Genomic DNA, 13,909 nt, shown 5'->3' with positions numbered 1-13,909 from the left:
GTCAGCCCTTGATCTCCGTCCAGGCCTGCGTCCAGTCCTGGTACGTCGTGCACGTCACGTCCGTGCGGCCGTCCAAGCACTGCTCGATGGGCGTGGTCCAGTAGTGGATCTGCTCGGCGTAGGACTCGTCGCCTGCGTGGTACGTGTCGCAGAAGCCCTTGCTGGTGAGGTCGCACGCCTTCTCGTTGGCCGGTGCCTCGCCGAACCACTCGGCCACCGCGGCGTTCGCCTCGGGGCTGATGATGTGGTTGAGCCAGGCGTAGGCGCAGTTGGGGTGGTCGGTCTTGGACGAGACCATCCAGGTGTCCGACCAGCCGGTCGCCCCCTCCTCGGGGAGGATCGCCTCGACGGGGGCCTTCTCGTCCTTGGCCAGGTTGACGATCACCTGCCAGGTGGTGCCCACCACGGAGTCGCCGGTCTTGAAGGACTGGATCTCCTTGAGGTAGTCCGACCAGTACTCACCGACGTTCTCGCGCTGCTTCTTCAGCAGGTCGACGGCGGCGGCCAGCTGGTCCTCGTCGAGGGAGTAGGGGTCCTCGATGCCCAGGTCGGGCTGGGTCTTCATGAGGTAGAGCGCCGCGTCGGCGATGTAGATGGGCGAGTCGTACGCCGTCACCTTGCCGGCGTAGTCGGTCGCGCCGTCGAACACCGCGCTCCAGCTCGTCGGGGCCGGGGTGACGACCTCGGTGTTGTACATCAGGAGGTTGGCGCCGTAGCCGTGGGGCACGCCGTACATCTGCCCGTCCACGGAGTTCCAGTCGCGGTCGTTGAGGAACGACCAGACGTCGGCGTAGTTGTCGATCAGGTCGGTGTTCACCGGCGCCACGTCACCGCCCGCGACGAGTCGGAGCGAGGCGTCGCCCGAGGCGGACACGACGTCGTACTGACCCGACTTCATCAGGTTGACCGCCTCGTCGGAGGTGCCGAAGTACTTCACGTCCACCTGGCAGCCGGTCTCCTTCTCGAAGGGCGTCACCCAGTCGACGGACTTGTCCGTGGAGCCGTCCTCGGCGTAGCCGGGCCACGCGAGCACGCTCAGGCTGTCCTCGGTGTCCCCGAGCTCGTCGGCCATCGGGATGTCCGGGGCGGTGAAGCCGCCCTGCTCCTCCGATCCCGTGCCGCCCCCGTCGCCGCTGCCGTCGCCCGAGGAGGTGCCGCAGCCGGTGAGCGCGAGTGCGAACGCCGCGAACGTGGCGGCGAGCCTGGTGGTCTGCTTCATGACTTCTCCTCTGTCCGGGACTGCTGGGACTGCTGGTGGTGGTCCGAGAGATCGATGACGTGCTCGTCGGCCCAGCCGACCTTGACCTGCCGGCCGCGCAGGCCCATCGCCTGGTCGGTGCTGTCGCGGAGGTTCTGCTTCAGGACGGTGAGGGTCGGGCCGGCGTCGAGCTCGACGAGGTAGTGGTTGACCGAGCCGAGGTAGACCACGTCGGCCACCGTCCCGCGGGCGGTCGTGTTGCCCGACTCGACGTCGGAGTCGAGGTGGATCTTCTCGGGACGGATGCTGAAGGTGCCTTCCCGCCCGAGCACGGCAGGGGCGGCCTCACCGGTGAGCAGGTTGGAGGTGCCGACGAAGCCGGCGACGAACGCGGTGCGGGGGTTCTCGTAGAGCTCTGCGGGACTCGCGACCTGCTCGATCCGGCCCTCGCTGAAGACGGCGATCCGGTCGCTCATCGTCAGCGCCTCCTCCTGGTCGTGGGTCACGAACACGAAGGTGATGCCGACCTCGCGCTGCAGCTCCTTGAGCTCGAGCTGCATCGCCCGGCGCAGCTTGAGGTCCAGCGCGCCCAGGGGCTCGTCGAGCAGGAGCACCTTGGGCCGGTTGACCAGCGCCCTCGCGAGGGCGACCCGCTGGCGCTGGCCGCCGGAGAGCTGGGTGGGCCGACGCCTGGCGAGCTGTCCGAGCTGCACGGACTCGAGGGCGGCCATGGCGCGCTCCCGCCGCTGCGACGCGGGCACCTTCTTCACCCGCAGGCCGTACTCCACGTTGGTCAGCACGTCCATGTGCGGGAACAGCGCGTAGTCCTGGAAGACCGTGTTGACGTCGCGGGCGAACGGCGGCCGCTCGGTGACGTCGTCCCCGTCGAGCATCACCCGGCCCGCGGTCGGCTGCTCGAAGCCGGCGATCATCCGCAGCACGGTGGTCTTGCCCGAGCCGCTCGGTCCCAGCATCGAGAAGAACTCGCCGTTGTCGATGCGCAGGTCGAGGTCGTCCACGGCCGTGACGCTGCCGAAGGACTTGGTCAGGCCGACCAGCTCGACGGCCGGAGTGGTCATGCAGCTTCCTCCTCCACGCTCGGGACGACGGAATGCGTTGCGAACTCAGAGTAGGACCTCCGATCGCGCACTGAACATGGGCCAGGGGTCACGATTCGGCGCAGGAACGCGCCCGCTGGTCCATACCAGGAACCCCTCGGCGCCGGAGGAAATGCAGCAGGGCCCCCGCCCGGAGGCGGAGGCCCTGCTGGTGATGCGGGGGACGGATCAGAAGTCCATGCCGCCCATGCCGCCCATGTCGCCGCCGGGCATGGCCGGCGCCTTCTCGGGCTTGTCGGCCACGACGGCCTCGGTGGTGAGGAACAGCGCGGCGATCGACGCGGCGTTCTGCAGCGCCGAGCGGGTGACCTTGGCCGGGTCGATGATGCCCTCGGCGATCATGTCGACGTAGTCACCGGTCGCGGCGTTGAGGCCGTGACCCGCCTCGAGGTTGCGCACCTTCTCCGAGACGACGCCACCCTCGAGACCGGCGTTGATCGCGATCTGCTTGAGCGGGGCCTCGATGGCGACCTTGACGATGTTGGCACCAGTGGCCTCGTCGCCGACCAGCTCGAGCTTGGCGAAGGCCTCGGCACCGGCCTGGACGAGCGCGACGCCGCCGCCGGCGACGATGCCCTCCTCGACCGCAGCCTTGGCGTTGCGGACGGCGTCCTCGATGCGGTGCTTGCGCTCCTTGAGCTCGACCTCGGTGGCCGCGCCTACCTTGATGACGGCCACGCCGCCGGCCAGCTTGGCGAGGCGCTCCTGGAGCTTCTCGCGGTCGTAGTCGGAGTCCGACTTCTCGATCTCGGCACGGATCTGGTTGACCCGGCCCTCGATCTGGCCCTGGTCGCCGGCGCCCTCGACGATGGTGGTCTCGTCCTTGGTGATGACGACCTTGCGGGCCTGGCCGAGCAGCTCCAGGCCGGCGGACTCGAGCTTGAGGCCGACCTCCTCGGAGATGACCTGGCCGCCGGTGAGGATCGCGATGTCCTGCAGCATGGCCTTGCGGCGGTCACCGAAGCCCGGCGCCTTGACGGCGACGGAGCGGAAGGTGCCCTTGATCTTGTTCACGACCAGGGTCGACAGCGCCTCGCCGTCGACGTCCTCGGCGATGATCAGCAGCGGCTTGCCGGACTGCATGACCTTCTCCAGCAGCGGCAGCAGGTCCTTGACCGTCGACACCTTGGAGTTGGCGATGAGGACGTAGGGGTCCTCCAGCACGGCCTCCATGCGCTCGAGGTCGGTGGCGAAGTAGGCCGAGATGTAGCCCTTGTCGAACCGCATGCCCTCGGTCAGCTCGAGGTCCAGCCCGAAGGTGTTGGACTCCTCGACGGTGATGACGCCTTCCTTGCCGACCTTGTCCATCGCCTCGGCGATGATCTCGCCGACGGTGGTGTCAGCGGCGGAGATCGACGCGGTGGACGCGATCTGCTCCTTGGTCTCGACGTCCTTGGCCATGCTGAGCAGCTGCTCGGACACGGCGGCGACGGCGGCCTCGATGCCGCGCTTGAGACCCATCGGGTTGGCGCCGGCCGCGACGTTGCGCAGACCCTCGCGCACCATGGCCTGGGCGAGGACGGTGGCCGTCGTCGTGCCGTCACCGGCGACGTCGTCGGTCTTCTTGGCGACCTCCTTGACCAGCTCGGCGCCGATCTTCTCGTAGGGGTCCTCCAGCTCGATCTCCTTGGCGATCGAGACACCGTCGTTGGTGATCGTGGGGGCGCCCCACTTCTTCTCCAGGACGACGTTGCGGCCCTTGGGGCCCAGGGTGACCTTGACCGCGTCGGCGAGGGTGTTCATACCCCGCTCGAGGCCGCGGCGGGCCTCCTCGTTGAAAGCAATCAGCTTCGGCATAACTCTTCGCGATTCCTGTCGACGTGAGTTCTGTGGGTGCACCAGGCGGGCTGCCCGCGACGGACGATCGGCTCCGCCGGCGATCCATTCACGCCGGCTTCTGCAGACCTCAGCGTCACCTGGGTCGTTGTCACTCTCATGAGGAGAGTGCCAGCCTCATGTTTAGCACTCGACCCCCGAGAGTGCAAACGTCGGGCGGCCACTCAGCTGCGGGCGAGCCGGGCCTGGAGCAGGTCGGCGAAGGGGGCGGCGTTGGCCGGCGAGACGTCGAGGTAGAGCCCCGGCTCGATCAGCTCGAGCTCGCTGATCACCCAGTCGCCCTCCCACTGCAGGAGGTCGACACGGAGGTAGTCCATCGCACGGCCGAAGCGCGCGCCCATGGCGTCGTAGGCCCGCAGCACGAGGTCGCCGACGTCACCGGTCTCCACGGCCCGCACGGTGCCGCCGTACTCCTCGTTGACGCGTACGTCGCCCGCGCCGGGGAGCTTGTCGAACCGCTGGGTGAGCTGCCCGTCGAGCACGTAGACCGAGACCTCGCCCCGGGTGTGCACCGACTCCACGAGGGGTTGCACGACGACCGGGCCGCGCTCGACGTGCGGAGCCGCCTGGTCCTCGTCGAGACCGGCCTGGAGCACCGCGAGGCCCTGCCCGCCCGCACCCACGGCCGGCTTCACGACGGCCGTGCCGAGCGCGTCGACCGCGCCCACGAGCTGGGTGGCGCTGGTGACCCACACCGTGGGGACGCTCGGCAGGTCGTCGAGGTCCATCAGGTACCGCTTGTCGTGGTTCCACGCGAACACGTCGGCCCCGTTGAGCAGCCGCGCCTGGTCGAGGGAGGACGCCCAGGCCAGGAACTCGACGTGGCGGGTGACGTAGTCCCAGGTCGAGCGCACCGCCACCAGGTCGGCGGCCGACCAGTCGACCTCGGGGTCGTCCCAGCGCGCCCAGGCGAAGTCGATGCCCCGCTCCGCCAGCACGGCGTCGAGCGCGGGCGCGCCGGGCTCGCCCTGCGGCAGGTCGCCGCTGGTCGCGAGGAGGACCGTCATTCCGAGTCGGACCCGGTGGGGAGCTCGGAGGCGCCGTAGAGCTCGTGCGCGACACGGTCGCGGTTGGTGCCCTCGCGGTTGTCGCCCTTCTCGATGATCACGAGGTTGTGGTAGCAGTGCACGGCCTTGACCCACTGGTCGGTGTAGGTCGGCTCGTAGCCCTCCACGAGGAACTCCTCGTGGTTGAGGCCGTCGATGAGGTCCTTGACCAGGTCCATGGACGTGCCGGGCGCGCGCGGGTCGAGCTCGCCGCCCCAGGCGGGCCAGTAGGAGGTCTGGGTGTCCTCGATGCAGTAGATCCCGCCGTCGGGCAGCAGCGGGAAGAGGATCCGGAAGGACTCGCGGACGTGGGCCGGAATGTGGCTCCCGTCGTCGATGACGACGAGCGGCGCCCCGTGCTCCTCGATGATCCGGTGCAGGATCTCCGGGTCGGTCTGGTCACCGAGGTAGGTGTGGATGTGCCCGCGGGTGAGCCACGTCTTGTCCTCGATGTCGAGGCCGACGATCGTCGCCCTCGGGAAGAACCAGCGCCACATCTTCATGGACGCACCGCTCTTGCGGCGTTTCTTGTAGCCGCCGATGCCGAGCTCGAGCAGGGTGAAGGACTCGCGGCGCAGGTGCTCGAGGTGCCGCTCGTAGTGGGGGGTGTACTTGTGCACGCCCCACTTGTCGGTGCGGAACTCGATCGCGAGCTCGGTCAGGTTGCTGGCCAGCAGCCGACGGCGGCGCTCGGCCTTCTGCTGGTCCGGGCCCGGCCGGACCGGCTCCGGGGCGGGGTCCGCCTGCATGCGGCTCGCCTTCTGGGCTGCCTTCTTGACGGCTTCGCCGGCTCGTCGAGCAGTGGTGCGCACCCGCGAACCCTAGCCTGACCCACCGACCCCCGGTGAGTGGTGCCCGAACGGCACCTCGTGCACCACCCCGAGCGCCGCCAGCACCGAGGGCAGCACGGCCTTCGCCGTGCGCTTGTAGCCGCGGGCGCTGGGGTGGAATCGGTCCAGGCTGAACATCTCCTCGGGGCTCGTGACGAAGAACGGACCGACCACGTGGGCCAGCGACACCACGCGCGCGCCGTGCGCCAGGGCAGCTGCGCGCTGGGCCGTCGCCAGCTGCCGCGAGGCCCGTGACCCGAGCGCCCGAAGGGGTTGCGGGACCGCCCGCAGCGCGCCGAGGTCCGGGCACGTGCCGACCACCACCTCGCAACCGAGCGCGCGCAGGTGGTCGACGGCCTCCACCAGGTGGCGGACGGAGTCGGCCACCGGCACGCGGTGCGTGACGTCGTTGCCGCCGACCACGATGACCGCCACGTCGGGTCGGTACGAGCCCGGCAGCGACGCGAGCTGGGTGGCCAGCATGCTGCTCTCCGAGCCCACGACCGCTGCGGTGCGCAGCCGCACCGAGCGACCCGCACGCTTCGCGACCCCGCGGGCCAGCCTGCCGCCGAGGGTGTGCTTGGCCCGCTCCGCGCCCAGCCCGGCGGCGATCGAGTCGCCGAGCACCAGCAGGTCGACGGGCTCGCCGTACTTCTTCTTGTAGTGACGGTCCCCCGCCGGCGCGCTCTCGCCCAGCGGCTTGCCGATCGCCCGCCGGGCCTGGGCGGCCTGGCGGTGCAGCAGCTCGCGCGTGCCGTACGCCGTCGCGCCGGCCAGCCCGCCGACTACGGTCAGTGCCAGGCCGGCGCGGACCAGGTGCTTGCTCGTCACCCCCTCCTTCAACCACACGCACCTGAACGCGCGTGCACGGGCGGGCGTCGAATGGCCCAACGGCACTACTCGCATGGGTCGTCGTACTCATCACAACCACGGTGGGTACGCGTCACGCTGGACGTATGAACGCATCCGCGCCCGTCGCACCCCGCCCGGTCCCGCCGCGCCAGCTCGCGTGGCTGCGCTCGGAGGTCGCCGACTGGACCTCGCAGGGCATCATCAGCGAGGACCAGGCCGAGCGCATCTCGACCCGCTACAGCGCCGGCTCCCACACCCGCTTCAGCATCGGCCGGGTGCTGCTCACCCTCGGCGGCGGCTTCGTCGGCATCGGCGTGATCTGGCTCGTCGCCGCCAACCTGGACCAGCTCACCCCGACCGTCCGGTTCCTCGCGGTGACCGCGCTGTGGCTCGCCTTCCTCGTCGGTGGCGAGGTCATGGCGAGCAGGAAGGTGTCCGCCCCCGTGGTGGGCGCCGGGCGCCTGCTGGCCGCGCTGGGCGTGGGTGCCGTGATCTTCCAGGCCGCCCAGTCCCTCCAGGTCCCCGCCTACGAGCCGCGGCTCGTGGGACTGTGGTCCGTCGGCGCCCTGCTCCACGGCTACCTCACCAGGTCCTACATGCCGTTCTTCGTCGGCCTCGTGACGGGCGCGGTGTGGTGGTTCTGGCAGCCGCTGTGGGACGCGCCCCACGGGCTCACCGTGGTGATGCTCTTCGGTGCCGGCGCCGTCCTGGCCTCGGGCCTGGCGGTGCTGCACGACAAGCGGCTGGATGCCTACGCGTGGGCCTGGCGCACGGTCGGTGGGGCGATGGCGCTGCTGGCGTTGTTCGCCGCCGCCATCCCCGACGTCGGCCGCGACGGCATCGTGTGGACCACCTGGCTGGTCGTCGCGCTCGTCCTCGCCGGTGTCGCAGCGGCAGCTGCCGTCGCCACCCGGCCCGGGTTGCGCGCCCTCGAGCCCCTGGGCGCGATCGTCGTCCTGGTGGTCGCCACGCTGATCGGGCTCTGGACCACGGGCACCGACACGTCGTCGGTGGACGCTGCTGACTGGGGCCACGCAGCCGTCTCGGTCATCGCCTACGTCGTCCTCGCCGTCGGCCTCGTCGTGCTCGGCACGGTGCGCGACCACCCGCCGCTCACCTGGATGGCGATGGTCGGCCTGGTCGTCTTCACGACCTTCCAGAGCTTCGCCGTGTTCGCCCCGATCGTCACCGGCGCCTGGCTGTTCGTGGTCCTCGGCACGGTGTTCCTTGGGACGGGCTTCCTCTTCGACCGGGCCCGCCGCGAGCTGGCCCACGCCCTCGACACCGACTCCCCCACCTCGACCGACGGAGCAGACCGATGAACCGCACCGTGACCACAGCCGTCATCGCCGTGAGCCAGCTGGCCCTGGTCGGTGTGGGCGTCGCCCCCCAGCTGTCGGCCCGCCTCGCCGGCGACACCTACCTCATGTCGGTCGCCCCGATCGACCCGATGGACCCGTTCCGCGGGGCCTACGTCGCCCTGGACTACCCCGACCTGCGCCACGACGACTCCCGGTCGTTCGTCGAGCCCGGCCTCGGCGCCCTGGACGACGGCGAGTCGGGCGACGTCTTCATCACGCTCGAGAAGCGGGGGGACGTCTGGGCCGCCTCCGACTGGAGCCGGGAGCGTCCCGCGGACGGTCCCTACCTGGCCTGCGACGACCGCTCGTGGCAGATCCGCTGTGGCATCGAGAGCTGGTTCCTGCCACAGGACGAGGCCGCTGCGGCCGAGGACCTGCTGCGCGACGGCGCGGTGGCCGAGGTCAGGATCGACGGTCGCGGCAACGCCGCCGTGGTCGACGTACGCGCCCCGTGAGCCTCAGCGACGAGGTCAGCCGCCTGCGACCGCGGGGATCACCGAGATCTGGGTGCCGTCCGGCGTGGGGGTCGCGAGCTCGTCGAGGAAGCGTACGTCGTCGTTGCCGACGTAGACGTTGACGAACCGGCGCAGCGCACCGGCCTCGTCGAGGATGCGGCCCTTGATGCCCGAGTAGCTCGCGTCGAGGTCGTCGAGCACGGCGGCCAGGGTGTCGCCCTCGGCGCTGACCTCGGACTCACCGCCGGTGTAGGTGCGCAGGATGGTGGGGATCCGGACAGAGACAGCCATGGGGTGATCTTCCCTCTCAGAGGACGTTGGACGCCACGAAGGCGTCGTAGCTGGGGGCGATGGTGGCGGCGGGGCCGACGCGGTCGGCGACCGCGTCGAGGGTCTTGAGGCCCATGCCGGTGTTGATGACGACCGTCTCGAGCGACGTGTCGAGCTGGCCGGTGTCGACGAGCTTCTTGAGCACGCCCACCGTGGTGCCGCCGGCGGTCTCGGTGAAGATCCCCTCGGTGCGGGCGAGCAGGAGGATGCCGTCGCGGACCTCGTCGTCGGTGATGTCCTCCACCGCGCCGCCGGAGCGGCGGCAGATGTCGAGGACGTAGATGCCGTCGGCGGGGTTGCCGATGGCGAGGCTCTTGGCGATGGTGTCGGGCTTGACCGGGCGGATCGCGTCGGTGCCGGCCTTGTAGGCCACCGACACGGGCGAGCAGCCGGTCGCCTGGGCGCCGAAGACCTTGTAGGGCTTGTCCTCCACGAGGCCGAGCTTGATCAGCTCCTGGAAGGCCTTGTCGACCTTGGTGAGCTGGGAGCCGGACGCGACCGGGATGACGATCTGGTCGGGCAGGCGCCAGCCGAGCTGCTCGGCGATCTCGTAGCCCAGGGTCTTGGAGCCCTCGGCGTAGAAGGGGCGCACGTTGACGTTGACGAACGCCCAGCCCTCCTCCTCGCCGGCGATCTCGGAGGCGAGCTTGTTGACGTCGTCGTAGTTGCCGTCGACGGCCACGAGGCGGTCGGTGTAGACGGCCGAGTTGACCTGCTTGGGCTTCTCGAGGTCGCTCGGGATGAAGACGACCGTCGTGATGCCGGCCCGGGCGCCGGCTGCGGCGACCGCGTTGGCCAGGTTGCCCGTGGAGGGGCAGGCGAAGACCTTGGCGTCGAGCTCGCGGGCCGCACTGAGGGCGCACGCGACGACGCGGTCCTTGAAGGAGTTGGTCGGGTTGGTGGAGTCGTCCTTGACCCAGAGGTTGTCGATGCCGAGCTCGCGGCCGAGGTTGTGGGCCTTGAGCAGCCGGGTGAAGCCGGGCTCGGTGTTGGGGCTCTGCTCGATGTCGTCGGGGACGGGCAGCAGCGCCTTGTAGCGCCAGATGTTGGGGGGCCCGGCGGCGATCTCCGCACGGGTCACGGCCGGGAAGTCGTAGGCCACCTCCAGTGGCCCGAAACACTCGGGACAGGCGTACGACGGGCCGAGGACGACCTCGTGCCCGCACTCGCGGCAGGCCAGCGCCCTCGCGTTGCCGAACGCGCCCTCGCGGAGCCCCTTCTTCGGCGTTGCGGTGGTGTTCTCGTCCAACAGGGTGCTCATGAAGTCCTCCTTCTCATCTGTCCCCGCGACTCTCGCGTGGGCCGGATTTGGCACCTGCTCCCATGACTGCCGGACGATTCCGGACAGGAGGCTCATGGGTGGTTGCCGGGACTTCGACGGGCCGTTCCCTCAGTCCCTCGTGATGAGCAGGACCAGCCTAGGCGCGGCGTCTCACGATGCGCACACCGCGTCCACGATCTGGATGGCCTCGCGGAGGGCCGGGGGGTCAGCGGCGCAGGCCCAGTCCGCCGAGCAGCTCGACGACACCGGCCGGACCGTCCACGACCACGTCGGCGAGCTCGACGAGGTCGGGCTGCTCGGTGGAGGCGGAGCAGACGACCAGGCCGGGCAGGCCCTCGTCGCGGAGCTCGCGCACGGCCTCGAAGGCCTCGACGTCACCCAGGTCGTCGCCGCAGAAGACGACACCCGTGGCCTCCTGCTCGGCCACGAAGGCACGCACGGCGTGGCCCTTGTGCATGTCGCCGGAGCGGATCTCGATGACGTTGCGACCGGGCTCGACGCTGAGGTGGTGACGCTCCGCGAGCGAGGCGATGGGAGCGGTCAACCGCTCGAAGGCACCTGTGGGGTCGGCCATGCGACGGGTGTGCACGGCGACGGCGAGCCCCTTCTCCTCGACGAAGGCGTCCGCGGCGTCGGCCTTGCGCAGCACAGCCGGGAGCTCCCGCTCGAAGCTCGCCAACCCGGCGGGCGGGCGCGGCGAGCGGATCCGCTGCTCGGTCGCCGACCAGCGCTCGTTGCCGTACTGGCCGAAGACGAACAGCTCGGCGCCGCGGTCGAGCATCGCGTTGCCGAGCGCGTCGAGGTCGCCCATCGCGATGGCCTGCCGGGCCGGGCGGCCGGTGATCACGGCGACCGCGCGCACCACCTCGGCGAGCTCCAGCAGCGCACCGGGCGCACCGGGGTGCAGGCGTGCCGCCTCGGGGTCGTCGACCACCGGCGACAGCGTGCCGTCGAAGTCGAGCCCGACGACCACTCCGTCGAGGACGTCCCGGAGGGCGTCGTAGTGGGCGCGCGCGTCGTCGGAGGTGAACTCCATGGGTGCAGCCAACCACGCGCCGGCTCGGACCGGCGAACCGTCCCGGGTCAGCAGCTCACTGAGGAGCGTCGGTGGTGAGGATGATCGTCAGCCGGTCGCGCTTCATGACCCCCACGGCGGGCGCGGTGCGCTTGATGCCGAGGTCGAGGGCCAGCTGCTTGCCGGCCGCCTTGAGCCGCGGCGGGAAGTAGACGGTCGTGGTCGGGATGACGCCGTACCAGTTGTCCTCGCCGACGACGGCCCAGCCGACGCCGGTCGCCTTGGCGGCCGTGCTGGCGGCCAGGCCCTTGATGCCGGAGTTGTTGAAGACCTCGACGTAGACCTCGCCGCGCTTGACCTGCGGCTTGGGCTTGGGCTCCGGCTTCGGCTCGGGGGTCGGGGTCGCGTCCGGCGTGGCCGCCGGCGTCTGGTCGGCGCTGGCGATGGTGGCGGTGTCGACGCGGCGCTCGGTGGGCGCTTCGTCACGGGTCGCGACGAAGGTGATCGAGGCCATGGCGACCGCGAGCACCGACAGCATCACGACGGGCGAGGGGAAGGCCACCCCGCGCTCGTCACGACGAGCGCGGAGAGGACGACGGCCAGGACTGGGGAAGGAGGCCATGGGGAAGAGCCAATCGTGAGTAGTGGTCGGATCTCGCAGTGTCAGATCTCGAAGCCGAGACGGCGGGCGGAGCGCTGGCGCTGGCGGGACGCGCGCAGCCGGCGGAGGCGGCGCACGAGCAGCGGGTCGGCCTCGAGGGCCTCGGGGCGGTCGATGAGGGCGTTGAGGACCTGGTAGTAGCGGGTCGATGACATGTCGAACTTCTCGCGGACGGCCTGCTCCTTGGCGCCGGCGTACTTCCACCAGTGACGCTCGAACTCGAGGATGTCACGGTCGCGCTGGCTCAGCCCGGCAGCAATCTCCTGCTCGGCTGCGATGTGCTTGGCGGCGTCCATCTGCCATCTCCTCCTCGACCCCACATCCCCCCGTGACCGGGGGAACTGGGGGGGAGTCTATGCGACGAACGACAACGATGTCATTCGCCTCCGGCGAGTCGTCTGGACAAACCCGCGGAAGTTCGGGACTGGGACACCGCGGGGTGATCTGCTCCTCACAGGGCCTCGTTAGGGTTGCCGCGTGAGCCCACAGCCGAAGGCAGACCTCGTGATCGTGGCCAACCGGCTGCCCGTGGACCGGGTGCGCCTGCCCGACGGCTCGGACGCCTGGCGCACCTCCCCCGGCGGGCTCGTCACGGCGCTCGAGCCCGTGCTCCGGGCCAACGACGGCGCCTGGATCGGGTGGCCCGGGTCTGCTGACGACGAGGAGTTCGAGCCGTTCGTCGAGGACGGGCTGTCCCTGGTGCCGGTCTCGCTGAGCGCCGCGGAGGTCGAGGAGTTCTACGAGGGGTTCTCCAACGGCACCCTCTGGCCGCTCTACCACGACGTGATCGCCAAGCCGGAGTTCCACCGTGAGTGGTGGGAGTCCTACGTCAGGGTCAACCAGCGGTTCGCCGACAAGGCGGCCGAGGTGGCCGCCGACCACGCAACGGTGTGGGTGCAGGACTACCAGCTCCAGCTGGTGCCGCAGATGCTGCGCGAGAAGCGGCCCGACCTGCGCATCGGCTTCTACCTCCACATCCCGTTCCCGCCCGCCGAGCTGTTCTCGCAGCTGCCGTGGCGCCGGCAGATCCTCGAGGGCCTGCTCGGCGCCGACCTCATCGGCTTCCAGCTCCCCGGCGCGGCCGCCAACTTCGTACGCCTGGTGCGCAGCCGCGTGGGCCACAAGACGCACCGCGACACGATCTACCTGCCCGACGGTCGTCCGGTGAAGGCCACCGCCTTTCCCATCTCGATCGACACCGCCGGCTTCGAGGAGCTCGCGCGGTCGGAGGGCGTGGCCAAGCGGGCCGCAGAGATCCGCGACGCACTGGGCAACCCGAGGCGGATCTTCCTGGGCGTCGACCGGCTCGACTACACCAAGGGCATCTACTCCCGCCTCCGCGCCTTCGGCGAGCTCGTGCGCGACGGCAAGCTCGACGTCGAGGACGCCGTCTTCGTGCAGGTCGCCACGCCGTCGCGCGAACGGGTCGAGCAGTACCGGATCCTCCGCGACGAGATCGAGATGCTGGTGGGTCGGATCAACGGCGACCACGGTCGCATCGGTCGTCCGGCGATCTCCTACCTGCACACCTCGCACCCCCGCGAGGAGATGGCGGCGCTCTACCGCGCCGCCGACGTCATGGTGGTGACCCCGTTCCGCGACGGCATGAACCTCGTCGCCAAGGAGTACGTCGCCTGCCGCTTCGACAACGGCGGCGCCCTGGTGCTCTCGGAGTTCGCCGGTGCCGCGCAGGAGCTGCGGCAGGCCTGGCTGGTCAACCCCTACGACATCGACGGGATGAAGTCGGCGCTGCTCGAGGCCTACGCCGCCGACCAGAAGGAGACCGGGCGTCGGATGCGCGCCATGCGCAAGACGGTGGTGGCCAACGACGTGTCCAAGTGGGCCCGCGACTTCCTCGAGGAGCTCAGGACGCTGCCCGAGCACCACGACAAGACCGTACGACGCCCGCGCTCGGGCTGACGGCC

The 13,909-nt window shown here is 70.3% G+C and carries 14 protein-coding genes and 1 riboswitch; of the genes, 3 read left to right on the top strand and 11 right to left on the bottom strand.

The genetic code is table 11. The features are described 5' to 3' along the window. Position 1: 1 nt before the first annotated feature. The 6 genes from ACS3YM_RS01575 to ACS3YM_RS01550 form a co-directional block, all read right to left on the bottom strand. Positions 2-1,219: an ABC transporter substrate-binding protein gene (locus tag ACS3YM_RS01575; protein ID WP_439938291.1), complete on the bottom strand. Its 1,218-nt coding sequence runs from the start codon at positions 1,217-1,219 to the stop codon at positions 2-4. Beyond that, positions 1,216-2,277, bottom strand: coding sequence for an ABC transporter ATP-binding protein (locus ACS3YM_RS01570; RefSeq protein ID WP_439938290.1), 1,062 nt, complete (start codon positions 2,275-2,277; stop codon positions 1,216-1,218). Before ACS3YM_RS01570 ends, ACS3YM_RS01575 begins: the two co-directional genes overlap by 4 nt. A gap of 207 nt (positions 2,278-2,484) precedes the next feature. Then, positions 2,485-4,113: a chaperonin GroEL gene (gene groL, locus ACS3YM_RS01565; protein WP_439938289.1), complete on the bottom strand. Its 1,629-nt coding sequence runs from the start codon at positions 4,111-4,113 to the stop codon at positions 2,485-2,487. A gap of 203 nt (positions 4,114-4,316) precedes the next feature. Further along, positions 4,317-5,159: an ATP-grasp domain-containing protein gene (locus ACS3YM_RS01560; RefSeq protein ID WP_439938288.1), complete on the bottom strand. Its 843-nt coding sequence runs from the start codon at positions 5,157-5,159 to the stop codon at positions 4,317-4,319. Continuing rightward, the gene (locus tag ACS3YM_RS01555; RefSeq protein WP_439938287.1) at positions 5,156-6,010 is read right to left on the bottom strand and encodes a hypothetical protein; all 855 of its coding nucleotides are present in this window, start codon (positions 6,008-6,010) and stop codon (positions 5,156-5,158) included. The genes ACS3YM_RS01560 and ACS3YM_RS01555 overlap by 4 nt, the downstream gene beginning before the upstream one ends. Positions 6,011-6,019: 9 nt before the next feature. Next, positions 6,020-6,859 carry an SGNH/GDSL hydrolase family protein gene (locus ACS3YM_RS01550; RefSeq protein WP_439938286.1) on the bottom strand — a complete coding sequence of 280 codons (840 nt, stop codon included), beginning with the start codon at positions 6,857-6,859 and terminating at the stop codon, positions 6,020-6,022. Between the two features lie 125 nt (positions 6,860-6,984). On the opposite strand from ACS3YM_RS01550, the gene ACS3YM_RS01545 reads away from it, so the two are divergent. Both ACS3YM_RS01545 and ACS3YM_RS01540 read left to right on the top strand, forming a co-directional pair. After that, a complete protein-coding gene (locus ACS3YM_RS01545) occupies positions 6,985-8,202 on the top strand; it encodes a DUF2157 domain-containing protein (protein ID WP_439938285.1) in 1,218 nt (405 codons plus the stop codon). Positions 8,203-8,210: 8 nt separating this feature from the next. Further along, the gene (locus ACS3YM_RS01540; RefSeq protein WP_439938284.1) at positions 8,211-8,696 is read left to right on the top strand and encodes a GDYXXLXY domain-containing protein; all 486 of its coding nucleotides are present in this window, start codon (positions 8,211-8,213) and stop codon (positions 8,694-8,696) included. A gap of 15 nt (positions 8,697-8,711) precedes the next feature. Here the strand turns inward: ACS3YM_RS01540 and ACS3YM_RS01535 are convergent, their stop codons facing one another. The 5 genes from ACS3YM_RS01535 to ACS3YM_RS01515 all read right to left on the bottom strand — a co-directional run bounded on the left by ACS3YM_RS01535 (position 8,712) and on the right by ACS3YM_RS01515 (position 12,280). Continuing rightward, positions 8,712-8,987 (bottom strand): MoaD/ThiS family protein, encoded by a 276-nt coding sequence (locus ACS3YM_RS01535; RefSeq protein ID WP_439938283.1) that lies wholly within the window; start codon positions 8,985-8,987, stop codon positions 8,712-8,714. Between the two features lie 16 nt (positions 8,988-9,003). After that, positions 9,004-10,287: a threonine synthase gene (gene thrC / locus ACS3YM_RS01530; RefSeq protein WP_439938282.1), complete on the bottom strand. Its 1,284-nt coding sequence runs from the start codon at positions 10,285-10,287 to the stop codon at positions 9,004-9,006. Positions 10,288-10,297: 10 nt separating this feature from the next. After that, positions 10,298-10,436, bottom strand: a riboswitch (SAM riboswitch). Positions 10,437-10,513: 77 nt separating this feature from the next. Next, positions 10,514-11,344 carry a trehalose-phosphatase gene (gene otsB / locus ACS3YM_RS01525; protein WP_439938281.1) on the bottom strand — a complete coding sequence of 277 codons (831 nt, stop codon included), beginning with the start codon at positions 11,342-11,344 and terminating at the stop codon, positions 10,514-10,516. Between the two features lie 55 nt (positions 11,345-11,399). Further along, the gene (locus ACS3YM_RS01520; protein ID WP_439938280.1) at positions 11,400-11,885 is read right to left on the bottom strand and encodes a LytR C-terminal domain-containing protein; all 486 of its coding nucleotides are present in this window, start codon (positions 11,883-11,885) and stop codon (positions 11,400-11,402) included. A gap of 101 nt (positions 11,886-11,986) precedes the next feature. Then, a complete protein-coding gene (locus ACS3YM_RS01515) occupies positions 11,987-12,280 on the bottom strand; it encodes a DUF3263 domain-containing protein (protein ID WP_439938279.1) in 294 nt (97 codons plus the stop codon). A gap of 181 nt (positions 12,281-12,461) precedes the next feature. On the opposite strand from ACS3YM_RS01515, the gene ACS3YM_RS01510 reads away from it, so the two are divergent. Further along, complete coding sequence (locus tag ACS3YM_RS01510) at positions 12,462-13,904, top strand: alpha,alpha-trehalose-phosphate synthase (UDP-forming) (protein WP_439938278.1); 1,443 nt, start codon at positions 12,462-12,464, stop codon at positions 13,902-13,904. Positions 13,905-13,909: the final 5 nt, after the last annotated feature.

Origin of the sequence: Nocardioides sp. N13(2025), assembly GCF_051912545.1 — a bacterium.
Taxonomy (GTDB): Bacteria; Actinomycetota; Actinomycetes; order Propionibacteriales; family Nocardioidaceae; genus Nocardioides.
This window is presented reverse-complemented; position numbering and strand designations above follow the sequence as displayed.